Origin of the sequence: Rummeliibacillus sp. TYF005 (assembly GCF_003844195.1) — a bacterium.
GTDB lineage: Bacteria > Bacillota > Bacilli > Bacillales_A > Planococcaceae > Rummeliibacillus.
Map to the genome: position 1 here is coordinate 163,066 of NZ_ML122541.1, position 25,396 is coordinate 188,461.

At 28.3% G+C, this 25,396-nt stretch carries 24 protein-coding genes; 18 read left to right on the forward strand and 6 right to left on the reverse strand.

Translation table 11 applies throughout. From position 1 onward, the window contains the following. The first annotated feature begins 168 nt into the window (after nucleotides 1-168). From CW357_RS00765 to CW357_RS00815, 11 genes are all read left to right on the forward strand, one after another. Nucleotides 169-1,806 carry a hypothetical protein gene (locus tag CW357_RS00765; protein WP_124217088.1) on the forward strand — a complete coding sequence of 546 codons (1,638 nt, stop codon included), beginning with the start codon at nucleotides 169-171 and terminating at the stop codon, nucleotides 1,804-1,806. A 966-nt stretch (nucleotides 1,807-2,772) separates the two neighbouring features. Next, nucleotides 2,773-2,985, forward strand: a complete 213-nt coding sequence (locus CW357_RS00770) for a hypothetical protein (protein ID WP_124217089.1) — start codon at nucleotides 2,773-2,775, stop codon at nucleotides 2,983-2,985. 242 nt (nucleotides 2,986-3,227) lie between these two features. Beyond that, a complete protein-coding gene (locus CW357_RS00775; RefSeq protein WP_124217090.1) occupies nucleotides 3,228-3,815 on the forward strand; it encodes a hypothetical protein in 588 nt (195 codons plus the stop codon). Nucleotides 3,816-4,491: 676 nt separating this feature from the next. Further along, complete coding sequence (locus CW357_RS00780) at nucleotides 4,492-4,815, forward strand: helix-turn-helix domain-containing protein (protein WP_124217091.1); 324 nt, start codon at nucleotides 4,492-4,494, stop codon at nucleotides 4,813-4,815. 609 nt (nucleotides 4,816-5,424) lie between these two features. Further along, nucleotides 5,425-6,870 carry a hypothetical protein gene (locus CW357_RS00785; RefSeq protein ID WP_124217092.1) on the forward strand — a complete coding sequence of 482 codons (1,446 nt, stop codon included), beginning with the start codon at nucleotides 5,425-5,427 and terminating at the stop codon, nucleotides 6,868-6,870. Between the two features lie 231 nt (nucleotides 6,871-7,101). Next, nucleotides 7,102-7,956: a hypothetical protein gene (locus tag CW357_RS00790; RefSeq protein WP_124217093.1), complete on the forward strand. Its 855-nt coding sequence runs from the start codon at nucleotides 7,102-7,104 to the stop codon at nucleotides 7,954-7,956. Between the two features lie 270 nt (nucleotides 7,957-8,226). Continuing rightward, nucleotides 8,227-8,859 carry a recombinase family protein gene (locus CW357_RS00795; protein ID WP_124217094.1) on the forward strand — a complete coding sequence of 211 codons (633 nt, stop codon included), beginning with the start codon at nucleotides 8,227-8,229 and terminating at the stop codon, nucleotides 8,857-8,859. A 113-nt stretch (nucleotides 8,860-8,972) separates the two neighbouring features. Next, nucleotides 8,973-9,167, forward strand: coding sequence for a hypothetical protein (locus tag CW357_RS00800; protein WP_124217095.1), 195 nt, complete (start codon nucleotides 8,973-8,975; stop codon nucleotides 9,165-9,167). 317 nt (nucleotides 9,168-9,484) lie between these two features. Then, the gene (locus CW357_RS18130; RefSeq protein WP_164489514.1) at nucleotides 9,485-9,685 is read left to right on the forward strand and encodes a hypothetical protein; all 201 of its coding nucleotides are present in this window, start codon (nucleotides 9,485-9,487) and stop codon (nucleotides 9,683-9,685) included. Between the two features lie 175 nt (nucleotides 9,686-9,860). Next, nucleotides 9,861-10,865: a hypothetical protein gene (locus tag CW357_RS00810; protein ID WP_124217097.1), complete on the forward strand. Its 1,005-nt coding sequence runs from the start codon at nucleotides 9,861-9,863 to the stop codon at nucleotides 10,863-10,865. 128 nt (nucleotides 10,866-10,993) lie between these two features. Then, complete coding sequence (locus tag CW357_RS00815; RefSeq protein ID WP_124217098.1) at nucleotides 10,994-11,812, forward strand: hypothetical protein; 819 nt, start codon at nucleotides 10,994-10,996, stop codon at nucleotides 11,810-11,812. A 265-nt stretch (nucleotides 11,813-12,077) separates the two neighbouring features. On the opposite strand, the gene CW357_RS00820 is transcribed toward CW357_RS00815, so the two are convergent. Continuing rightward, the gene (locus CW357_RS00820; protein WP_124217099.1) at nucleotides 12,078-13,412 is read right to left on the reverse strand and encodes a zinc-ribbon domain-containing protein; all 1,335 of its coding nucleotides are present in this window, start codon (nucleotides 13,410-13,412) and stop codon (nucleotides 12,078-12,080) included. A gap of 386 nt (nucleotides 13,413-13,798) precedes the next feature. On the opposite strand from CW357_RS00820, the gene CW357_RS00825 reads away from it, so the two are divergent. Both CW357_RS00825 and CW357_RS00830 read left to right on the forward strand, forming a co-directional pair. Then, nucleotides 13,799-14,515, forward strand: coding sequence for a hypothetical protein (locus CW357_RS00825; protein WP_124217100.1), 717 nt, complete (start codon nucleotides 13,799-13,801; stop codon nucleotides 14,513-14,515). A 247-nt stretch (nucleotides 14,516-14,762) separates the two neighbouring features. Beyond that, complete coding sequence (locus tag CW357_RS00830; RefSeq protein ID WP_371683564.1) at nucleotides 14,763-15,320, forward strand: hypothetical protein; 558 nt, start codon at nucleotides 14,763-14,765, stop codon at nucleotides 15,318-15,320. Nucleotides 15,321-15,803: 483 nt separating this feature from the next. Here the strand turns inward: CW357_RS00830 and CW357_RS00835 are convergent, their stop codons facing one another. Continuing rightward, a complete protein-coding gene (locus CW357_RS00835) occupies nucleotides 15,804-16,166 on the reverse strand; it encodes a cyclic-phosphate processing receiver domain-containing protein (protein WP_124217101.1) in 363 nt (120 codons plus the stop codon). Nucleotides 16,167-16,307: 141 nt separating this feature from the next. Beyond that, nucleotides 16,308-16,769, reverse strand: a complete 462-nt coding sequence (locus tag CW357_RS00840) for a DUF4365 domain-containing protein (protein WP_206426801.1) — start codon at nucleotides 16,767-16,769, stop codon at nucleotides 16,308-16,310. A 532-nt stretch (nucleotides 16,770-17,301) separates the two neighbouring features. On the opposite strand from CW357_RS00840, the gene CW357_RS00845 reads away from it, so the two are divergent. From CW357_RS00845 to CW357_RS00860, 4 genes are all read left to right on the forward strand, one after another. Next, the gene (locus CW357_RS00845; protein WP_241155028.1) at nucleotides 17,302-18,477 is read left to right on the forward strand and encodes a DEAD/DEAH box helicase; all 1,176 of its coding nucleotides are present in this window, start codon (nucleotides 17,302-17,304) and stop codon (nucleotides 18,475-18,477) included. Beyond that, complete coding sequence (locus CW357_RS00850) at nucleotides 18,431-19,813, forward strand: helicase-related protein (RefSeq protein ID WP_164489515.1); 1,383 nt, start codon at nucleotides 18,431-18,433, stop codon at nucleotides 19,811-19,813. Before CW357_RS00845 ends, CW357_RS00850 begins: the two co-directional genes overlap by 47 nt. Nucleotides 19,814-20,292: 479 nt before the next feature. Further along, nucleotides 20,293-21,528, forward strand: a complete 1,236-nt coding sequence (locus CW357_RS00855) for a GTPase family protein (protein ID WP_124217103.1) — start codon at nucleotides 20,293-20,295, stop codon at nucleotides 21,526-21,528. A 253-nt stretch (nucleotides 21,529-21,781) separates the two neighbouring features. Then, nucleotides 21,782-22,135 carry a helix-turn-helix domain-containing protein gene (locus tag CW357_RS00860; RefSeq protein WP_124217104.1) on the forward strand — a complete coding sequence of 118 codons (354 nt, stop codon included), beginning with the start codon at nucleotides 21,782-21,784 and terminating at the stop codon, nucleotides 22,133-22,135. A gap of 665 nt (nucleotides 22,136-22,800) precedes the next feature. Here the strand turns inward: CW357_RS00860 and CW357_RS00865 are convergent. From CW357_RS00865 to CW357_RS00875, 3 genes are all read right to left on the reverse strand, one after another. After that, complete coding sequence (locus tag CW357_RS00865; RefSeq protein WP_124217105.1) at nucleotides 22,801-23,895, reverse strand: site-specific integrase; 1,095 nt, start codon at nucleotides 23,893-23,895, stop codon at nucleotides 22,801-22,803. 88 nt (nucleotides 23,896-23,983) lie between these two features. Then, nucleotides 23,984-24,415, reverse strand: a complete 432-nt coding sequence (locus CW357_RS00870) for an ImmA/IrrE family metallo-endopeptidase (protein WP_241155029.1) — start codon at nucleotides 24,413-24,415, stop codon at nucleotides 23,984-23,986. 19 nt (nucleotides 24,416-24,434) lie between these two features. Then, nucleotides 24,435-24,866, reverse strand: coding sequence for a helix-turn-helix domain-containing protein (locus CW357_RS00875; protein WP_124217106.1), 432 nt, complete (start codon nucleotides 24,864-24,866; stop codon nucleotides 24,435-24,437). 346 nt (nucleotides 24,867-25,212) lie between these two features. On the opposite strand from CW357_RS00875, the gene CW357_RS00880 reads away from it, so the two are divergent. Then, nucleotides 25,213-25,395, forward strand: coding sequence for a helix-turn-helix domain-containing protein (locus CW357_RS00880; RefSeq protein ID WP_124217107.1), 183 nt, complete (start codon nucleotides 25,213-25,215; stop codon nucleotides 25,393-25,395). The last annotated feature ends 1 nt before the right edge of the window (nucleotide 25,396 follow it).

Consider the following 25,396-nt stretch of genomic DNA (forward strand, 5'->3'; position numbering starts at 1 on the left):
CTTAGATAATTTCAACAAAAATATTGAAAGAATTTATATTTTTATAATATGCAATAGAATTAATAATATTCATATAAATCGTACTAGTAAAGGTAATAATAGTATTATTTATATTACTTATGAGGTGTATAATAAAGTATATAAATATAATAAAAGAAGTGATTTAATATGCCGAATGGGTCTAAGGACTTTAAAGAATTGGTAGAAAAGATGACTAATACGAAATTATGGGATGATAAACATTTTGATGTATATCCGTATGAAGCTGGGGTGGGGAAAAGCAAAAAAGTCCAGGAGTTATTGGCAAGCACCCCTTATAGAGCATTATATGTACAACGATTCGTCAAAGATAACGCTATGAATAAAACAGTGGAAAACATTAATAAGTTAGCAAATGAGGAAAACAGAGCATGTAAATTCACATCTGAAGAATCGGGTAAAGGGTCTAAATTAAAGGATGCAAAAGATTCAAAGGTGTTATGTATAACTCATAAAATGTATCATCAAATTTGTTTAGGTTATCATCAAGAGCTAATTGAAGAACGTAAAATCTTAATTATTGACGAACATCCTGATGTATTTGAAAAAAAGACATTTAGTTTTGCTGATTTAGGGCATGCAGCATTATTTGCAAGAATTGAAAAAAATGAAATACTAAAAAATATAGTAGAAAACATTATAGTAAGCTTAGAAAAAATAGATAATATAAATAGTATGATGTTTGCAAAGTTAGAAATGGATTATACCGAAGATGAAATAAAAGAGTATATAAGGTTAATAGATAATTTGAAGAAAATGAAATCAAACGAAGACCGTAAAATGTTAGAAAAATTGAAGTGTATTTTAGAAAATCCAAGTTTTATTGTGGATAGAAATATTGAGACATATGATAGTGATTTTCAATTTAGTTTACTAGATTGTAATATCATTTTAGATGCCTCAGCAGAAATTGATTATCGTTATGAAATATCTGATATATTTACTGTACATCCTCAACAAAAAGTACTTAATTACTCAACTAGTCTTATTAAGTGGTTTGATTTAAATACGGGAGAAATTGATTATCGTAGGGATAAAGGAAGTATCCATCAGATTATTTTTGAAAGTTTAGAAACAAAACCTACAGAAAAAGTACTTTTTATTACTTCAAATGCTATTTCAAAAAATTTAAAAAATATAATCAATGACTCTAACCAATTAAGAAAATTTGATGGAAGAAGTTTAATAGAAAATTATGAAATAGACTATTTTGGAAACTTAATAGGAAAAAATGATTATAAAGATTGCGATGTAGCTGTTTTAATGAAAACGCCTAATTATAATTATGTTGATTATTTTTTGATTTATGCTTTTTATAATTCTCAAGGGGTTGGGAATATTAAAAAAGTTGAACTTTTCCAGGAGGAAAGCATCGAAAAAATGAGATTATCACTGATTGCATGCGATTATTACCAATCAATGCGTCGTATTGCTCGTAAAACAGGTATGGCTGCTACTTATTTTATATATACAAAAAATATTGAGGCTATAAAAAAAGTAATGACTCAATTACCTAATATTCAATTTGAAGAATGCAAAATTCCGAAGATTAGATTTCCAAAAGTAAAAAAAGAAACGGTAGCAGATAAACTAATTAGTTATCTGGAAGAATGTCAACAAAATAAATTACCTAAAGTATCTAAAAAAGTGGTTTGTGAGAATATAGGAATTGATAGACATCTACTTTCTAGAGAAATTAAAAAGATAAAAACATTTTTAAAAGAAAAAAATATCAAAGTGGAAACACGTTATTTTGATTTAAGTTAACTATTGCCTGCTGAATACTATCTATATACTAAAATAGTAAAGTAATCATTTTTTATCTCTCTATATATAAGGAAGGATGATTACTTTTTATTCAAAGAGATATTAGAGATATTAATTGATTGGTGAAGTATCCTTCTTATAAATTAGGTGAATATTGACTCATTGTTTGCTTTTTATCAAAACAATAAGGCAAGGACGATTAGAGTGGTGTTATCAAATTTTTAGATTTTAAAAATTAAAGGCTGAATTACTAATACATATATAAAGGTTTTATGATAATTTCTTTTTCCATTTGATATTTAAAGAAAATGCAATTAAACAATTAAGCCCTGGTTTAAGCCTTGGCTTAAGGCTTGGATTAATTGTTTAGTTACATTGGCTAATGTTTTATTCGTGAAGAGTGAAATACTTAGATACTGAAACAACATCTCTTATCAATTATTTTAATAATTAGAAAAGGTTTTAATGTTTTAGTTTTGGTGATTTAAGTAATACTATCTATTAAAACTTACCTTATTTTGATGTATATAATACTAATTCCTTTGAAACAATGATGGTTATTAACGATATCAGAAATAGACCTATAAGCAGGCAAATGTTAACCTTCTTTTTTAGGATACAATGAGGACATCCAATGTTATAAAAAGGTGGATTAAGTAGCTTTTATCGTAACAAACAAAGTACCTAATGCAAATAAAGAGGAAATGGCTGTGGAAAATATAACGATTTTGAAAAATAAGAATCAGGCAAATATTAATAGCTTTAAAATACATTAGGAGAAAATCTATATAATCTTCTCCCTTTTATTATGCGTAACACAAGCAATAATTGGGGTGGAGTCCATAATAGGCTAGAAACTAGAGAAGGTTGGAAGTGTAAAAATAAATAGAGTGTAAAATCAGTTTGTGAGGACAAACATTATAATAAATCATAATAATAACAAAGTAGTGAAGGGGGATGAAGGAAGTGGAACCAAAATGGTTGGTCGAGTGTTGGGGAGATTTTAATATTGAGTATGGGACAGAATTATTTTATACAAAGAGAGATGCTGAGCAATATTTTAAAAAGATAAGGAGGCAATTGGATAGTAGTAAGTACAAAATAACCAGAGATAGAATTATTGATATTCAGGATGATGGCAATATCGTATGTATTACTGATTTAGATGATATTTATTAGTGGTAGCTAATTAGCTATCACTTTTTTCAACAGAGTTTGATTTAGAGGGTGAAGTAGTTACGGAATAATTTAGAGAGAAAATCTTCTATCTTCATAATGACTGAAGCGTGAGATTCTTTGATTATGTTTTTTCTTTGGAGTAATTTTTCGTTCGAGTAAATAAATAATTGTTATAAAAATATTTAAGCTTAATAACATTATATAAAGAAACAAATACTATTAGTTTAGAGGAGGAAATACATATGATAAAAACAATAATAGAAGACGGTAAGGTAAAGGTAGAATCACCCTATAATTTAAAATTTGTGGAATACGCTAGAAGAATGAAAGGGAAATTTGACCGTTCGACAAAACGATGGGAATTTAAAGAAGATGATTTAGAAGTTGTTAAGCAAAGGCTCATTGATGTTTACGGAGAAGACGGAATTAGTGTAGTTACTAAAGTGGTGGTAGACATCTGTTTGATGGAAGCTGAGTGGCTTAATGAATCATCAGAGGCTTCTCAATTTATTGCTTTTGGAAGAACGCTAGCTACTAGAAGTAGCCGTGATAGGGAAGTGTTTATTGGCGATGATGATGTAATCTTAAAGGCAGGAAATTTCCCTAAAAAGGGTGGTTCTTCAAAATATCCATCATTAGATTATGATGAAGAGGTTGTAATGCGAGTAAAGAATATCCCTCTATCTTTATATGAGAAAGTGACAAAAAAATCTTCAGATGGATTAACAATAGTAAAAGAACAAGAGTATGATAAAGACGCTTTATTAAATGAAAAATCAATATTATTAAAACGAATTAATGAAATTGATAATTTGCTAAAGGCTCAATAGAAAAGAAGAGAACCTGATATTAGAAGAGAGAACTTTTGTTTGAATTAAAAATATCAAAAAGATTATTTGTACTTAAAGTAATTGCTACTAGCGAGCAATTACTTTTTTCTTTTCGAGCTTAAGGGTTATTGAAAATCTATGATGTATAGGTACTAAAACCATGTTTTCAAAGTCTCTTTTTGTGCATCGCTTAAGCAAGCGAAAGTGTACGTATTGTGTTGGCATTTATATAGGTTATAAGTTTATAAATTAAGATACACATCGTACATTGCACCAGTGATAACAAAATAGGAGAGAAGTAAAGTAGAAAGCGGAATAAAAGTGGTTGATAGATTGTGGGATGCTTTTTATAACTGTGGGACAGAATTATAGATATCCAGCATGATGGTAATATCGTATGTATTACAGATTTAGATAATATTTTAGTGGCAGCAAATATTTTATATCTTATTTAAATTATTTATTAAACAACTATTGTAAGTGATTTTTATTGACTATTGTAATTACACTATTTTCTATTTAATTAAAATATTTACTTTATAAATAAACAGGTGTAATATAATAAAAAGTGTTAAAAGAGAGGATACTGTTATAAAAATGTATAAAATTAATAGAATATAAAGTGACAACAAAATAGTAGCTACTGTTAGCATTACTTTTAAGGAGGAGTGGTCTTATGACGACAGATAAAATACAAAATGTTATATTAACAAAACGAAAAGAACTTGGTTGGACACGGGAGCAGTTAGGGGAAAAGTTAGGAGTATCACCAAGTTATATATGGAGATTAGAAAGAGGAGATAGAAACAATCCTTCTACTAAAATACTGATGGGATTATGTGCACTATTTAATATATCACCAAATGAAATAACTGATGTAGATAATTCACATATTATGGATAAAAGGAAAATTGAAGAATATAATCAACTAAAGGAATTTATTTTAGAAATAGATGTAGATAAAATAAAAAAATTGCAAGATTTGTTGAAAAGTAAGTGATTTCAACAAATAATAGAATGTAACGTTTAAGAAAAGAAGGGAGTTACTCCCTTCTTTTTTGTATTTTAAAGTACATTGTAAATAGAGGTGTAGGACTATCTAATTCATAAATTTTTCACAATAATAATTAGTGGAAAATTTAGAAATATCTAAATATTGTTATTTTCAGAGTATTACATAGGTAGAAGAAATCAATTCATAAAAGTCTTGAAATTTGTAATAGAGTTAGTTAGATAAAATAAAACAATTGCAATAAAAGAAAAATTTTGAGGAGTTATTTTTTTATAGATATCTCTTTTAATATTGGTGCTAGTTATCGACAAATAACTAAATTTCATAACAATGATATCAAAAGTTTTGATATTAATAGATTATTAACTTGAATTCCTAGTATGGAGATTATTTTCATATAATATATGCTATGAAATAAAAATTAAATATAAAATGATATAAATATTGACTATAGTAATTTTTTCATATTTAGAACTGTAATTCCATATTTATTATATCTTTACCATATATTAATCAATGTTAGATTACAAAGATATTGTATAATAAATATATGATTTGAATATATCAAAAAAATATCATTTTATTAGGAGAAGCAAATTGAAAGTTATTTATGAAGGCGAAATTAAAACAAAAGATTTATTAAAAAAGACTCTTACCGAGATAGATAAGATAATGTTTGCAACTACTTTGCTAAATCCAGTTTTAGAAATAAAATTATTTAATAGTAATGGAACTGAGTTAGTGTTAAATGACAGAAATACTAATAAGGAAATCGAAATTTCGATTGAAAAAATAAAACTTGAACAACATTCTAATAATGATAACAATGAAAATATTAATGAAAATGGGATGTTTTCAAAAAAAACATTTATTCAACAACTACCTGATTATGTATTGAAGGAATTTAGCCAAGAAAAATTAAATGAATTTAATCATTATTTATTGGAGGGTTTTAGCATATTAGATGTTACCTATTTGTTAGAATTCTCTTATATACAAGAATATTATTTAATAAATAATATAAATTATAATCCATCGTTAGAATCAAGAAAAAATGCATGGGAGAGATATAAAAAAATATTTAACGAAAAAGGAAAAAATATAATTTTTGAAGATGAAGTTTTGCCATTAAATTATAGGACTGTACCAAGGATAAGGGAAGAGCATACTATAGAATTGGTTTTTAGAGAAAAGTATGGAAATTTATATAAAGATGAATATTATAAAAGGGAAGAAATATACAATAACAATCATTTTAAATCTTCACCAATTGGTTATATTCCTGAAAAAGCGGAGTATGTATTTGATTTAAAGTTAGAGTCACAAAAACAAGGGTTGCCTTTAATGCAAAAAAGCGAAATTTCATTTCCTAAAATGGTTTTATCTAATTTTATTAAGTATAAGAAATTACCGTATATTAGTAAATTGATTAATGATAACAATAATATTGGTTTTTATTTTGATGATGATTTAGAAGATATATTTGTTGTCAAAGATACATCTGATTTTAATGGTGAAATAAATTTGTACAAAGAAAATAAACATTCATATAAAAGGTTATCAGAGCTTAATATCCCAAAAAGTTATTTAAATAATTATATTGTAGGATATGAGATAGGTTTACATACTATTGAAATATTAATAGATATAAAGGAATATATAAGTGATAATAATTTAAAGTTATTAACGGATGATGATTTGAAAACCGATATGTTTATTCATTATAGTAGAAAAAAGAAAATTAGCCATTCAAATGATTATAAAAAAAGACTTGAACTATATGGTATTACTAAGAACTATGAGCTTTATTTAAAATTAAATACAGAAAAATTGAACATCCCTGTTTATAATGAAATTCCAGATTTTCTAAAAGAAAAAACAGTTAGTGTAGATTTATTTGATTTGGAGAAATTTAAAGGTATATTTAAAGTAAATAAAGAGAGTTTTCCAAAACCTTCAGCATTTATTGAAAGAAATAATTTATTTGTTTTCAGCAACATTTCTAATAAAATATTAGAAAATTGGGACAATTATCAAAGATAAAAGGAGATAAAAAAGAGGATTTACTTAAGCAAATCCAGGATTCGCTATATGAATACTAAAATTATTAAAGTTTAATAAACTAACAGTTGCTTAAATATATAAGAGGTGGACAATTATATCATATTGTCCATTTTTTCTTCTATATATAAATAAAGTATATAATTGAATATGTAAATTCGAAAAGGTATTTCTAATATTGTAAAATATAGTAAAAAAGAAGGGGCTTGTTTTATGGGACATATAAAGAATATATACATTAGTTATTTACCTAACGACCAAATATTATCATCATTTAGAAGAGGCATAGTAAATTCTCACGAACTTTGGAGAGAAGAATTGAATGATGAATATTATGCAATTGTGGAAAAAAAGGAAGATTTTGAGCGTAAATATTTTAGGTTAAGTGAAGCGTTTATAAAAGATTTCTTCAATGAGATGGAATATGATATTAGTTTATTAAATAGACATAAAGAATATGAGGAATTATTTGGAATCTATTTTTACCATTATATTTATGACGAATTTTGGGAATTTATAAATGGTTTAGATGATAAGGAGTTTTTTATTTCATTATTATATATAGATAATATTGGCTCATCTGATAAATCAATTGATGGATTAAAAAAAATTATACATCGTGAAATTATTAGAAACCGAATACAAATTCCTGAAATTTTAAAGTCTGTATTTATAGCAATGTCATTTGATTCGGATATGAAAGATGCAAGAGAAAAAATAATTGAAGTTGTTAGAGCACAAGGTTATAAGCCAATGATTATTGACGACAAAGAACATAATCAATTAATTGTCCCTCAAATATTAGAAGAAATAGGAAATGCGGAATTTGTAATTGCAGATATTACTCAACATAGAAATGGGGTTTATTATGAAGCAGGATTCGCTCAAGGTATGGGTAAAGAAGTAATTTTCACCTGTAAGGATTCTGATTTCGAAGCAGCGCATTTCGACGTAAAACAAATTAATACAATAATATGGAAAAATGTTTTTGAATTAGAAAACAGATTAGAAAAAAGAATTGAAGCAATGATGACAAGTACTATTGAAGAACAACATGTTCCTTTTTAGTGTGTAACATTGGCTAGCTAAGTAATGGCGATTTATGCTATTACTTTTTTTTATCAAGTTTCCTCTATGGTAAATCAACACACTTTTTATGTGTGTGAATAAGGTAAAGGTTTAGAGGATACTTTTTATTATACATATATCTCCTTTTAAGAGTTAAATTATGTCCTGAAAATTACATGAAAATTTTATAGGATATCCTATAAATTTGATATACCTTTATCAAACATTTGAGTTACACTTGATAGAAATAAAAGTACGTGGAGGGATTATATGACAAGTAAAACTTTTGCTTATGTAAGAGTAAGTAGTAAAGAGCAAAATATAGATAGACAAATTGACACTATGAGGAAATTAGGTATTGATGATAGAGAAATATTTATCGATAAACAAAGCGGTAAAGACATAGAGAGACCGCAATATAAATTACTTAAAGCGGTTGTACGAGATGGCGACACAATTGTATTTGATAGTATAACAAGACTTTCAAGAAATATGGATGATATTAAAAATGAATATTCTTGGTTTAATGATAATGGAATTAATTTGAAGTTCATTAAGGAACCCATGCTAAATACTAGTAATGATACAAGTGATGTTATGCGTAAGGCAATTAATGATATCATCCTCACTATACTTGGTGCGTTTGCACAAAAAGAAAGAGAAGAGATTAAACAAAGACAGAAAGAGGGAATAGAAGCAGCTAGAAGAAGAGGAAAGCATTTGGGAAGACCTAAAGCACAATTAACAGAAAAACAAGTTGAACAATTTAACCAACTATATCCGGTTTGGAAAAAGGGGGAAATGACAGCAGTTGCAATGATGCGAAAAATGGAATTAAAAAGAAATACTTTTTATAACAAAGTTAAGCTTTATGAACAATTACAAATAAAAAAGATGAATTAAAGTGATAAGATTTGGGTAAATCAATCCGTATTACAACATTTATAAAGAGCAAAGGAATTCTTTTGATTAGAGAAAAAAATTAATAGTTTTTGAAAAATAAGGAGTACGAGGATATGGCACAGAGTGTAAATGAGGTTAGTATTATTTCAGGATTATTGAAAAGTTCAAAAGAAATTTTAGAAAGAATTGATGATGAGCTTACAGAATTTAATGATATCGCTGAAGAGGTAGGAAAATATATATCACCAGTGAAATATGGAATCCAAGCATTAAATATGATAAAAAAATTAAATTTAAAAAATTTTTAAAAGAATTAGCAGATTCATTAATAGATGAAGAATTAGATGATGAATATTTTAGTAGATTAGAAAAATACTTAAAAAATGAGAAAAACCTAGAGTATATTGCAGAAACTATTGAAGCTAGTATTCAAACAAAGTCTTCTACTTGTTCAGCAATAATGGGATATTATGCAGGTATAATTTTACATGAACTAAAAGAACTTGAGTACAAAGATTTTGTAATAATAAATGCATTAAAGTCGTTAAATGATATGGACTTAAATTATTTCAAATTTTTGTACAGAACATTTAAAGATAATATACAAGGTATTAGAGTGCACGATATGCAAAAAGAAATTGAAAATAGCGGAGTTAATAAATTTGAGTTAGAAAATAGTATTGAAAAGTTAAAAAGATTACAAGTTTTGGGGTATGGTGTTGGTGGATTAGGTAATTTCGGAAATGCATGGGGAGCTTTTCAAATTAATGAATATTCACATGAATTCTTTAACATAATAAAAAAATTTGAAATATTAGATGAATAGTTCGTTTTTAATTAGAAATAAAAACGTTAAGAAAGAATTTAAGAAGATAGAGGGTATAATGAAAAGCTTAATGTGATGGATTCACAAACTATTGGTAAATCCTAAATTATGAAAGGATAAATCGATAATTATTGTATCCAATATTACAAATAAACATTTTAGGTGGAGGTTCCAAGTGGGAATTGAGCTAGATTTACTTATTGACAAATATATAGATAAGTATGAAATAGAAGAAACAATTCTTAGTCTAGGTTACGAAAAATCAGAGTATGAGAATACATATTATTGGTTCGATTATGATTATAGTTCAACAAGGGGGTGTTGGTTTTCTTTTGGATACGATATACAACATTTTGTGGAGGGTCAAGAAAAATTAGTGAAGACCAGCTGCGGAACATCTACAAAAGCTGGACGAAGCTACTATGATTTTCAAAAACAAATAGACACCATAAAATTCTTAGAAGATAAATTTGGCGGTACAGTATATAGAGATGAAGAAGAGGGGGATTTTGAAAATGATTTGCCTAAACTCTCCAAAACTGATATAGCATGTGGATATGCATATTTAAGCTTTGTTAGAAACTTAGATATGGTTGAAGGATTAATTGAAGAAGTAGATTTAGAAAAAGTAAAACATTACGAAGAATTAGGGATACCACCAATGTTTGAAAAAAACTACCTGAGAAATAACACGTTACTTCCCTTCTTCGTATCAATAATGGAAAACTTCCTAAAAACATTTACTTATAGGTATATTGAAACAAATGAAGAGGCACAGAATCTAATTTATAAAAAGAAAGATAGGCAACTACCTTATAATGTTGTCAAGGAACTTATCAACGGTGAAAAAAATATTATTGATATAGAAATAAAAGAGTATTCTTTTCAGAACTTTAAATCGGCAAATAAAGCGTTTGAAAAGTATATCGGAATTGATTTGTATAAAGATATCTTATCTCATAAAATCTCAATCGATGGACAAGAGAAAACGCTGGTATCAGTTCTTTCAGAAATGATTGAGTTTCGCCATAAATTAATACATGAAGCTGAACTAAATAATACTTTAGATAAAAGTAAAATGATAGGTTATTATTCTAGCTTAAAGTTACTTGGTGATTTTTTCGTCAAATATCTTAAAGAAAAAAGAAATATTAGAATTGATTTAGAATCAGAGCTATAAGTCAAGATTAACAAGTTAAAAGATTTATGGAAAGAATACAGTTATCAATAAAATACAAAAAACTTATTACGATTTATCTATTGGAAGCTATCTTCTAATATTCTTTAGCTAATTTAGGGAGGAGAACTATGAAATCAAATATAGAGAAATTAAATAGTTATTGGAAAGAGTATTTCGAAGAGGCTATATTGACTGACTTTCAGTTAAACCCGAATAAGATAAAAAGTGTTCCTGAAGAAATTGAAGCTAAATTTCAAACTGAGTTTGCACCCGAACCATTTTACGGATATTTAACCGAAAACATATCTAATGATATATTAATGCTTTTAATAAATCCTGGGGAAAAAGATGTAAATTCCTTAAGAATTTATTATCCAGAGTTTGCTCATTTAGATGATGAGTCTCTTATTAAAATGTCAAATCATCATATTGCTTTTAGACATTTACATTGGGGGAAAAATGATTTTTTAAAACGAGAATTAGAATTCAATAAAATTCCGAGAGACTGGCGAACTAAAATGAAAAAGATGTGTGAAAAAGCATTCAAAATGAAGTTTGATTTTTTGCATACAATAGAGTTTTTCCCTTACCACTCTAAGAATTGGAAAATATCTAAAGCGTTGAAACAAGAATGGATAGAACAAATTGAAGCTACTAATCTAGCAATTAATACTATTCATGAGTTATCGATTGAAAGAAAGCCAAAGAGAATAATAGGGATAGGAAAATCATGGGTTGAAGTATTAGAACATTATAATAATTTATTTGAATTAGTTAGAGAAGAAAAGATATTAGGTCCATCCGGAAAAAATTATGCTCATAGGTTTTATCAATTTAAAGCAAAAGGATATCCTAATTCATTACCGATAGTTATTTATGTTGCAAGTGCTATAAATTTACCTAGCGAAACAGAAGCAAATAATTTACTAAATTCATTGTTTAGTTAAATGTTAAATTTTTTTTGAAGTGAAGATTTATTTACATTTAGTTGTCTATTTTATTTAGAACTTCTCCCTTTATTCCATATTTCTCTTTAAGAAGACGTTGCGACTACATGGAGTGGTAGACATGATATTTTGTCGTAGACAAAGCTAGCTTTTGATATCGCTAGTATCTTGATTTGGTACTCATGCACTATGACACTCCAGTAAAATCGCAGCATTCTGTAATTGCAATTCAATACGTATTCTTATGTGTTAAAAACACAATATCTCATTTTTTACGTTTATTACAATTGGGGCAACCTCGACCTTCTTTTACATGTGCAAGCGTTCTTTCAAAAATATGTCCTTTTTCACATTTCCATATGAGCTTAGTTCTTGCATTTTTATAATCAGTAGAAAGACATTCCCAGCCTTTTTCTTTTGCCACTCTATACATTTCATTAGAATCGAGGCGTTGTGAAGCACCTGCTCTTTCAATGTAAAAACATTCTCTGCACCAACGCCCAATTTTTAAATTATAAGGAGTCATCTTAAACTCATGCCCATTTTTACAAACGAAATTCATTTTACTATCTGCATTAATGTAAACAGTTGATAAACATCTCCCACCATTAGATTCCGCAATATCTTGTACTTCTTTTAAACTTTGATTAGTAAAAGAATAATTTTCAAAATTAATATCATTCGGATTTATTTTAAATTGAAAACCTCTTTTTGTAAGTTCGTTCGCTATAAATGTAATGTGTTCTTCAGGTTCGACTGTATATGGAATTATAATTAGGTCAATTCCTAATTCTTTACAGCGCTTTTCTTTTAATTTATCTCTTTCCATTCTATCGTTTAAACTCATATCTCCTCGAGAATAAAAGAAATCAACTTGTTCAAAATGTTGTTTTCCATGATATTCAAATGCAAGTTTTAAATCATCATTGTACCCATCAAGCTCAAAGCCATTCAGAATATTATGGTCTTTAATGAATTTCACATCTAACAATGTTTCGAGTATATATCTACATCGTTGCTCATTTAAATAAAGAGTGCAGTTAGGACACCAATGTCCATTCACTATATGTTTAGGAATTGCCTCAAATATATGCCCATTTGCACATTTCCATTTGAGTTTTGTGAAAACATTTTTGTAAGATTTCGATAAGCACATACCACCATGTTTTTCAGCTATTTCACGCATACTATCTATTGAATTTTTATATCTCCCGATACAATATGCGCACCATCCACCTCTTTGTAGATATGCTGGGGCTAATTTAAAAATATGTCCTTCTTTACATTTAAAAGTTAATTTCGTGTTTTTATTAGTATATTCTTTTGATAAGCATTCTCCGCCATATCTTTTTGCTAATAATTTTACAGTTTCTATATCTAGACTAGGGAGCCTTTTTCTATTTTTCCACTGTCTTGCACAGAAAGGGCACCAGGCTCCCTTTCTGATAGTTTTCGGAGTGGTTTCCCAGATATGTCCTTCTGAGCATTTCCAGGTTAATTTAGTTAATTGATTTATATAATTATCTGATAAACACCAACCACCACGTTCTTCAGCGATTTTTTTCATGGTTTCTATAGAGAGTGTTTTTGCTGTTGACATTTTATTACCACCTACTTCTTGATTATCATATTTGTTTATAATTACATAATGAGGAATTTAATTGGCTTTAAAAGTATTATAAAGAATATAAGGGATTTAATATATATCAATATTAATAGGAAGATTGATTTTTGCATTTTCTATTGATGAAACTTCATTGAAATGTGTGAAGAGAGAGGTATTAGTCTAGTTTCTAAAGTTGTGGTTATATTTTTTTCATGGAAGTGGAGTTTATTGAATCACCAGACTACAGAAGAATAATTTTATTTTGCATAAAAAATTTATTTGCTCGAACCTTACTCGAACCTTATAAGTTAGACATTTTATCATAGGAGTAATACACTAAATATAGATGGAAATTAGGTAAAAAGAAAGGGGAAATGTATATGAACAGAACTTTAGAATTAAAAGGTGTCGCTAAAGCAGCAAGAGAATTTAATAACTGGGAGGGGTGTGCTCGAATTTTTATAGATTTAAGCGACGGGAAAGTATGGACAAACGTTTACTCTTCAGGTAATGAATTTAGTAAATACCATTCAAAATATATTTATGAAGTATATAATAAAACATCAATGATGGAACAATGGAAAAAGATTTCTAGAGAGAAGCTAGAAAACATTTGCAATGATTATATAGATGAAGATTCTAAAAAAACTAAAAAATATAACAAAGTATTTTTGAATATTCAAATTGAACAGGTTCCAAGCAAGGAGTGCTCAAAGCGTATACATAATTATAAACTTAGTTCTAAAACAATTGGAATTGCCGAAATTAATCAAAAAGAATCTGAACAAGTTATTTTTGAAGAAATACCTCTTTTAGGTTTATTCACTTTTAATGGGGATTTTAGTAGATTTCGTTATGACCTTAGTCACCATATTGAATATTTATTGGAAGAGTACATAACAACAGTAAAAGAATGTAATTTATTTTTTAAACCTATAAATAAAAAAACAATACCATATCAAATCTTAAAAGAACTATTTAAAGATATTAAAGAGGATTTAGAGAAAAGCCTAGAGAAACCATCTTCTTTTGATGTTAATTTTATTTTAAATACTAAAACTGGTAATATAAAAATTGAGGTAATACGCAATCATTGATAATGCGAATAAATATGAATAGTATAAATAATTATTTTCCAATGGTATAGTTAACAGGTAAGCCTACTTCTTTATTAGAAGTAGGCTATTTATTTTATTAATTATCAAAAGTGGCATTATACTGAATATTAGTACTTTTATGTACGGATTCTTTACTATTTTAAAACCTTTCGATTGTATTATTCTAAAAATAATTAGGAATTTGGTACACACATAAGTTTTGAAAGAAATAAAGGGATGTGACAAAATGCTTTCTCTCGAAGAATATATTTCAAAAAGGAAAAGAGAAGATAAAATAAATGAATATGATATTGATGCCAGAATGGATAACATGCGAATCTGTGTGAATTATGTTTTTGAATATTTTAATCAGTATTTAAATATTGAAGAAATGGAACAAAAGACATTTTTAAACGAAGAACGATTAGTAAAGTTCAGAAATCAACTAGAAATGTATGATAATGAAATTCAGGAATGGTTAGTTAATATTTATGACGTACATGAAAAGTATATCCATCGCTCTATAATAAGTTTTCTCAAAAAGGATGAACTATTTCTTCTTTACAATAAAGATGAAGAATTTAGGAGTTGTTCTTATGATGCTTATGCTCAGCTAATAAAAAAGAACTCATTTTTAAAAGGTCAAACAGAAATGTTATTCCTTTTTATAAAAGATTACCATAGGATTCAAAGTGAAATAGAAATAAATACCCCTTCAGTGTTTTTAGCCGAAGAAATCAACGAGTGGTTAGAAAAGACTTGGAATAAGTACAAAGTGAATATTTGGGCTTTTGCTTCAGATTAATTATCACGATTTTTTAATGATGATTCCTTATGGCCATTAAAACATAAAATAAAGAGCAATGAAGAGTTGACACCATATATGTATGATTACAAACAAAAAACAAACTTATTTAACCTTAATTCGCTTTACACAAAAATTTCAAAGAAACCGTTTATTAAGGGGAAAAAGCAATACCTTGAGATAATAATGATGTATATTTGGTTACATGAAATATGGGGAGATGAAGAGAACTATTGGGAAGAATATAGTAGTAAGGTTGTTAATGCATTATAAATTAATAGTTAAATGATAGCAGTATGAGTATAAAATGTAATTTTCTATAAAAATCCACTCATGTTTTTTGTTCTTGATAGAAATGCAGAGTGAAACAAAATAAATAACGATATATGAGAAATTTTGAGAAGATGTAGGGGTTATATAGAACGCTGAACTGGGACACATTAACCTGACATATTAGTAATAAAGAGCTGTTAATCAGCTCTTTTAACCAGAATATTTATTTGGAGTAATTGAATAATGATATATTTCTATATCTTTATCTATAAAGCTTCTTCTTTGAGCAGCTTTTAGCGTTTGATACATATTTTCTCTTCCAACGACATTATCGGTATGAATGTAAATTTTATCTGCTCTTAATCCCTTTTCACAAATGTACTTAACTAAATCATATCCTGTCGGTAATAATGTACCTTGCTTATCCACACCTAAATCATGGTCAAGAGATAAGATATGGATTTTATAGTTTTCTAGGTAATGTATTGCCTCTTCATAATTTCTCGCAACTGTGAATCCTGAGGGGCAGTCCCTTAAATCATCTACATACAAATTTATAATCTTGCTAACCATTTATTTCCTCTCCTTTTTTACATTTTATTATAGTATAAGTACATGTTTATTGAAGTCATTGCTTAACATAATATTTTATCTTATAATTTTGTTTTGGCAAATTCAATTTTCTATGATAAATAAGATAAAAGTGTACTTTTCCTATAAAAAATCTTTGATAATGTCCTCAAATTTAAAGATTTCAAGTAAGGAAAAGTTCTTTTTTGAGATATTAATTCCGTACTCAGGAGCACTTTTTTGTCCGGGTTTATCGTAATTTTTATCAACAAACACTTTATTCGGTACTTCCCATGTTTTAGATGGTATAAGAAAGATATCTGGTATTCTTCCAACTTCAAAAATTAAAAGAGCAAGATATAGATTTTTATTAGTTATATCGAACTTACTCTTTTGCATAAACACATAGCCCGTTCCACTTTTAGATTTCACTTGAATCTCGCAAAATCGACCATTTTTATCTTTTATAATAAAATCTATTCCATGGTCATCCACTTCTGATGTATAGACATCACAGCCATAGGATGCAAACTCCATTTTAGTAAAATACTCTGCGTATTTTCCTAATTGTAATGAATTAAGTTTTGTCCAATCAGTATTTGGCATCGCTTTACCTCCGTAGCAATTTTTCAATATTAAGGACTTCCTCAATATCAAATGTTAACATAAAATTAAAGTGGAATATTTCGAAATTTTATATATTTTAGAAAATAAATACTTTAATCTCATGCAGTTCGAAACATGAGGTATAAAATTGAGTGAAGTATATAACTAACAGTGAAAAATATTTCATTACGACATTTGTTGGGGGGGATGAAGAAATTAAATAAATGAATGAGCTATTTAAACAAAATAATAATGATTATGAATTGCTTAGCAATAAATAAGTGCACGTGTTTAACTACTTTAGTGTAACGGATGCAAGGGCTAGTATGAATAGAATTCATAAGGAAAGTTGCTCATCTTTTAAGAAAGACTGATGAAGGAAAATGAACAACTGCCCATATGAGAAAGAGTGTTCAGAAACCCTTGAGAGATTCTTATGATTTGTTAAATAATGAGCAAGGTTCCTCAAGGTCTTAATGTAAGATAGAATTTATATTTTGGTCAGTAGCTTTTAATAAAGGAGTATTAATGGATGAAACAAATAGAAAAAGTCATTTTAAATTTAAAAGAGGAAATTAGCCAACGAAAAAATAGAAAGCTAAATATGAAGTTACGGACTTTTCTTGACCAATTAGGATATAAGAGAAGAAATTCATTATTAATAGATAAGGTTAATCAATGTCTTGATAAAAATAGTCTTGCAATTATTGTGAAAGAGAAAGACTTAGATTGGTCAGAATTAGATATTGATGAAAGAGTGACGTTTGAAATTATTGAAGGGGAGGGAAAAACAATGCAAAATTTAGTAGAAAGTAAATATGCAGGAATGATTAAGGTTAGTGAGGAAAGAAATCCTATAGAACTTTATTTACATCAGACTGAAGCGTTACAAGCACTAGACAAAAATATAACAAACAATCATGCAAATAGATTTTCAGGACTATTAGTGATACCGACAGGGGGAGGAAAAACTCTAACTGCTGTACAATGGGTCCTAAGAAATGTAATAAATAATAACAAGAAGGTTTTATGGGTAGCTCATAGGCATGAATTATTAGAACAGGCACTTTATGCAGTTAAAAAAAATTCTTTTTCTAATTTGCTTAGTAAGCGAAAAGAATTTAAATATAGAATCATATCTGGTCAACACGATAGACCTGTAAATATCAAAGAAGATGATGATTTTATTATTGCAAGTACAGATAGTCTAAATAGAGGGATAAACTATTTAGTGAATAATTGGTTGAATTATAATGATGAAATATTTCTTGTAGTTGATGAAGCTCACCATGCAACTGCAAAAACTTATAGAAAATTAATTGATTTGTTAAATGAAAAGTCTAATAGATTAGGAATCTTAGGATTGACTGCAACTCCATTTAGAACTGCAGAAGTAGAAAAAGGATTATTGAAGAAAATTTTTAAGGATGACATTGTTTATAAAGTTGATTTAAGGACGCTTATTAGCCGAGGAATCCTTTCAGAGCCAATATTCAAAGAGTTAGAAACAGAAATTGATATGACGAAGGAATTAAGTGAACAGGATATAAAAAGAATTCAAGCGTTTGATAGTATTCCAGAAGACATTGCCAAGCATATTGCTGAAAATAAAGTGCGAAATAATAGGATTGTCCAAGAGTACATAGATAACAAAGATGAATATGGCAAACTTCTTGTATTTTGCAGTAAACAAAATACATGCGATTGAACTAAATAAATTGTTCAATGAAAAAGGGATTGCATCTGAATATGTAATTTCATCAGAGCAACATATAGCAACTGGCGTTGATTTATCAAATGAGGCAAATAGAGAAAGAATTAGAAAGTTTAAAAATAATGAAATTGATGTTCTTATTAATGTAAATATTTTGACGGAGGGAACCGATTTACCTGATGTTCAAACGGTATTTCTAACGAGACCAACTATTTCAAGTATTCTGATGACACAGATGATTGGTAGGGCTTTAAGAGGAAAAAAAACAGGTGGAACTGAAAAGGCGTATATTGTTAGCTTTATAGACGGATGGAAGAATAAAATCGCATGGGTAAATCCAGAAAAATTATATATAGAGGAAACAGCCACATGGGATGAAAATAATAAAGAAAACATAGGGAAACTGGCAAGGCTGATATCCATACAAAAAATTGAAGAATTTGTAAAAATCATAGACGAATCTATTGATACTACCAAATTAGAAAGTATAGATTTTATAAAAACAATTCCAATTGGTATTTATACATTTTCATTAATGATACCATCGGAGCATGATGAAGACAGAATCAAAAACTGCGAAGTACTAGTTTATGACAGTACTCAAGAAGCATATCAGAAATTTATTGATGAATTACCTGTCTTCTTCGAAGTGAATCAGTTAAATGAAATTGAATTCTTTACCGAAGAACAGCTTGATGTTTTAGCCGAAAAAGTTGAAGAAGCTTATTTTACAGGCTTTGAAATGATTCCAGACTATAACAAGCAGGACATCAAAGATATTCTTAGTTACTTTGCTTTAAAAGGTATAGAACCATCATTCTTACAATTTAAAGATAGAGAGAAATTTGATATTTCAAATGTGGCTCAATTTATTTATGAAAATGAACTTGGTGGTAAGCGAAAGAAAGAATATTTGGATGAACTATGGGAAAAAGAAGAGAATTTCTTAAAAGTGTACTTCGGATATAACAAACTCTATTTTAGAAAATATTTAGATAACGAGGTACTAAAATTAGAAGAACCTGATATTTACTATATGTCATCTAAAGAATCAACTGTTATTCCAGAGATGATTCATATAAATAAGCTAACTCTCCACGAAATACAAAATATTAACCCGCAATATTGGAGGCAACTAACAGATGCGGTATATGAAAGGTCAAAAGATGAAAATGGATTTTACACTTGCTCCATTTCAGGATTTAAGGCTAAAAGTAGATTATACTTCCAAGTGGACCATATCATACCTATGGCGAAAGGTGGTCTAACTGAATTAGAAAATCTTCAAGTTCTAAGAAGAGATATAAATAAATTAAAAAGCGATAAATAAAACCGAAGAAGAGCAGAAAGTCCAGACTGCTCTTCTTGGGAGTATTCTTCCACTTCACAGTAATAAACAGATAATTGACTGTTCAATCGTTCCAATTGAATGATTAGTGAGTGAGAAAATCCTTTTTGTCTTTTGTATACACATCCCGCATTAACAATGCACTTTCCATTTTGATAAATATCCAGTAAAGAGAGAATATCATCCACTTTGTTTCGCAATTTTACGAGGAACGGTTGGATATATGGCTGGTTCTTCAGTGGGAAGAAAAGTATGCGAAACTGCTCAAAAGTTTAGAAAAACAGTAACTAATACTATAAAGGCAAGACGAGAGCAGTTAAAACAGGTTTTAATAAAACAAAAAACTTTGTGAAATCATTAAATTTTTTGTCGGAATTTTAATAATTGACTTGTCTTTTGTATTTTATTCCAATATTGTAAATGCTATTATTAAGGTATATTAATTTAAGGTGGTATTTATCATGGATAAAGATAACAAACTTGAATTTGAGGAATTATTGAAAAGTATAATTAATGCTTTAACAGAGTCGAGTATTCCAGAAAAAATTAAAGATGAGATATTAAAAGAGCTAAAAGAAATTAGAGCTTTTGCTTTAGATTCACGTGCACCGAGAATTATGATAGTAGGAAGAAGGGGGTCGGGCAAATCTAGTTTAATTAATGCAATTTTTAATACTTATGTAGCTGAAACAGGAGATGTAAAAGCTCAAACAGGTAGAGGGAATTGGCATTCTTATAAATCGGAATTAGGAGACTTAGAAATTTTAGATACACGTGGTCTAGGTGAATCGGACAAGCCAGAAGAGTGTGCAGAAGAACAAACTCCTATAGAAGAGTTAGAAAGAGCCGTAAAAGATAAATGTCCTGATGTGATATTGTTCTTATCTAAAGCAAAAGAAGTTGGGGCAAGAATAGATGAAGATATTGAGCAAGTAAAAGAGCTAATAAATATTGTGAAAGAATTACATGATTATGAAATTCCAGTAGTTGGTGTTGTTACTCAAGTTGATGAGTTAACACCTAAAAAAGAAGAACCACCTTTTATTAGTACTGTTAAACAAAATAATATAAAGGAGGCAGTTTCTGAATTAAGTCGTAAATTAGACAACATTACACCATATGAAGTAAAAGTAATTCCTACGGCTGCGTATAAAATGTTTGATGAGAATACTAAAAAACTGGTTGAAGAAACAGTATGGAATATAGACGAATTATTAAACTATCTAATAGAAAAATTGCCTAACGATGCACAATTGCAGTTGGCTAAATTGTCTAAAATGAAATCTGTCCAAAAAAAGTTAGCAAGAAAATATGGTAAAAGGATTTCTGCTTTGTGTGGGGGAGTAGGGGCTGTACCTATTCCGATAGCTGATTTACCTGTAATTACCGGTCTGCAAACTACTATGATACTTATTATTGCTGCTATAAGTGGAAGAAAAATAAATAAAGATTCAATTAAAGAATTTATAGGTGCATTAGGGGTTAATGTTGGTATTGGTTTTGCGTTAAGACAAGTTGCTCGACAATTAGCGAAACTGATACCAGGTGCAGGGTCAGCGATTTCTGGTGCAGTAGCAGCTGCAGGAACTTTAGCGTTATGTGAATCTAGCATTGCTTATTTTATTGAAAATCAATCTTTTAAAGAAGCTAAGGAAAAATTCAATTCAGAGCTTGAGAAAAATAAAGCGAAGATATAACCCACAAAATTTTTTGAGCACATTAAGTGCTTTTTTTTTATGTTAAAGCATAGGATTATTGTGTTAAGTCGATGTAATGAAATATATTATGGATAAGTTCTCTTAGAGAATGGGGAGAATTATCTGAAAGTGAGAGAAGTAAATAATACAAATGTTTTAGAATAACGAAATGGTATAATAAATTATAAATTGGCTAATGACAATGAGAGAGTTCATAACCCTTTTTAATATATAAAATAAAGAGGAGAAATATATGAAAGACCAAATATCCAAAAAATTATTAGCGGACAAAGTTAAGGGGAAAAGAGGGAATCGTACTCTACTAGACATGGAAAAAATAACTGGAGTTAATAGTAATATTATTAACAATGTAGAAAATGGCAAATACATACCATCAGCTCCACAACTTAATCAATTATTAGATAAGCTTCATATTAATATTAGCGAAATTCTTATCAATGAGGAGAAACAAAATGTATTTTCAAAATTGCTGGATAGGGCTAATACAGAGCAAGAGCGTGAAGGTTTTGAAAAACTAATTAGTATGATGCTCTGTTTAAGAAAATACGAGCGATTAAGAGAATTAGATATGAATTTTAAAATTTAAAATTGTATCCAAAGAGAATCCCTTTTAGCATAAAAATTGGATTCTCTTTTATTATTGTATTAACCAATTGTGAAAGGAAAATTGAGAATGAATAGAAAAGATTAAATAAGCAATTTAAAGTGTGATGAATAGGCAGCAGTATCTAAATCAAATAAAAATGAGAAATTGAACTTTTATTAAATAAGTAAGGTATCCATATGATTTTACAAATGTCAGAAAACAAGTCCGAAATAATAAAAGAATGCTGAAAAATTATGAATAGATGTCAGAGCTAAACAGGAAGAAGATGGAGAATAGCAATAAAAAGGAATGAAAAAAATATGGCTTTAATAATAGAAGAGTCAGTGCTAAAATGATATAGAAGATGAATTCGTACTAGGTACGTAAGAGTATCGACTCTCACAATGACAGTCAAGTGGTAATAAGACAACTAAAACGTAGAGTTCAGTTAAGGTATAAATTTTCTGAATTTTTAAGTCGGTCGGGGGTTCGAATCCCTCCTGGGACATAATTAAAGAAAAATTGCTTATAAAAGAGTGATTTTAAAAACGTTTGAAGTGTTGATTTATCAGCATTTTAAACGTTTTTTTATTTATAATTAAATGCGATTAAAAAAGATAGGAATTTAAAATTATGTATACAAAAAGTATACAAGGTAAACAAGATTATTTTGCATATAGATTCATTGCTATTATTTCATCACGTTGCTCCATTTCTTTCAAAACATGTGCGTAATGATCTAATGTTGTTTGAATATCTGAATGCCCTAAACGTTTAGATACAGAGTGAATGTTAGAACCTTTATAAAGAAGTACACTCGCATGAGTATGTCGTAAACCATGCATTGAGATTGTATCTATATTTAATGATTCTAATAATTTACGAAGTAATTTATTAGCTCCCTCGTTAGTTACAACCTTAGTTGATGTTGGACGAAAGAAAACTAATTCATAAGGATTTTCTGGTAACGATAAAATTAATTTCTTAAATTCAGTCATAACTTTTCTGTCGATGGATATAGTACGTTCTGATTGTTCATTTTTTAATGGTGCAAATCCAGAACCGTCTTTATAATCCCATGCTTTTTTTATATTAATTGTATTGTTTTTAAAATTAAAACTATCTTTTGTTAGACCTACTAATTCACCAAATCGAGCACCTGAAACAAGACCTAGAAGTATTAAATGGTATGTTGAAGTTGTGTTATCTAAACGTTTAAATAATTCTTTATAAAGTCTTACACTTTCTAAGTAATCTAAATGTTTCTCTGAAGGTTTTTTAGCTGTTTTAGAAGCATTTAATTCAACTTTTCTAGTAAAATCAATAAAAATAAAACCATCTTCAATTGCATCTTTAACACAAGATCTTACATGTGTATTTAATTTTCGTACAGTCTCTTTGGATTTTCCTTTTCCGTATTCATTTATAAATTTTTGATAATCAGTTCGAGTAATCTTTTGAATAGGTATATCTTTGAAATATTCTTTAACACGATCTAACGAATTTATATATCGTTTGTAAGTCGTCTTATAACGATTTGATTTATATAATTCAATCCATTCTTCAAAATAACGAGAAAAAGGTATTTCTTTAATTACAACTTGTTGTCCCTTTTTCAATTGTGTTTCAATTTCAGCAGCCGCCAATTGAGCCTCTTTCTTTGTTTTAAATCCTCCTTTAACAACTGGTTTTCTTTTTCCATCTACATAATTATTAACTGTATATTGCCAGGTACTACCTCTCTTTATTAAACTTGCCATAAGTTTTCCTCCTTTATTTATTATTTTCACAATAAAAAATTATCATATACATAAATAAGAATATATGTTCTTTTAGAAATAAAAAATTTTACTTATTAAACTTTTTTAAATAAACAAATTCCTCTGGTATTCCGTTTGCTCGAAAAGCATCATAGATAGTGTAATTTGTATGTATTAAATCGAGCAAAACATCATCGGGTAAAAGCAATTCAACCGCAAAAGTATTTGCTTCTACCTCGATTTTGTCATTTGAAAGAAGTGTGTATTTCTTTAAAAAAGATGTATCTGTATCTGGGTGATTTATAGCATGACCCAATTCATGTGAGCATACGAACAGAGGATTCTCAGCATTTTCATTTATGTGTATGATTGGGACACGAAAAATTTTATTATAATATCCTTGGATTTTTCCTAACTGTTCATATACAATTTGAACACCCATCTTTTCGGCGATAGTGAATGGGTTGTTTGTTCCACATTTGTAGATTAAACGTTCTACCTGAGCTTTAATTCTATCCAAATTCAACACTCCTAGAATCTTATTTATCTCTATATTTTTTAGGGGTGAATTTTTGTTTCGCAATACGTTTAGCTAAGCGTAAAGAATTTTCTAATGATGCGATTAACAATTCACGATCTTCCTCGTCTAAATCATCTAAAGTTTGTCCATCAAAAGCAGCATAACTTCCATTTGTATCACTAAGTCCTTCAATTATTTTATTAAGTTCTTTTTGAATATCCCGTTCATCTTTTGCAGTAAGGTCAAAATAGTTTCTCTTGTCAGTACGTCCAAGAAGATAATCAATACTAACATTGAAGTAGTCTGCGACTTTTTCTAATTTATCAACACTCGGTGTTCTTTTATTCCATTGATAAAGAGTGTTTTTAGGAAAATCAAGTTTCTCTTCTAAAATCGTCACACTAATATTAAATTGTTTACAAAGATTTTTTATACGTTCTAACGTAGTCATATCAACCATCCTTAACGCTAGAACACTTAAACTAACAAAAATATTAGTAATATAGTTGACAACTAACACATATGTTAGTATACTGTGTTCATAAGCTAATTATTCAGCTAAATAAGTATAAAAAATACAACCAATAAAATAACTTTAATAACGTTGGGGAACGGTTAAAGCGTTAATTTATAGGCTTTTATAAGTCTTATTTAGCTATGTCTATATACTAACAAATTCGTTAGTTACAGTCAACAAAATTAGCAAATATTTTAGCTTATTTTTTAACTTTTCTGATAAACACTGTTTTACCGAGCTAATGACGGTATGAATTTTTAAGGAAAGCGAGGTTTAGTTTATGCAACAAGAATTAGGCGTAAAAGTTAGATCAGAACTGTTTAAACGAAAGATGAAACAGAAAGAGCTTGCTGATTTAGTAGGTATTTCAAACGCTTATCTATCTGACATTATCAACGGTAGAAAAGATGGACCAAAAGCTCAGGAACATATTGAACATATTAGAAAAATACTTTCTATTTAGA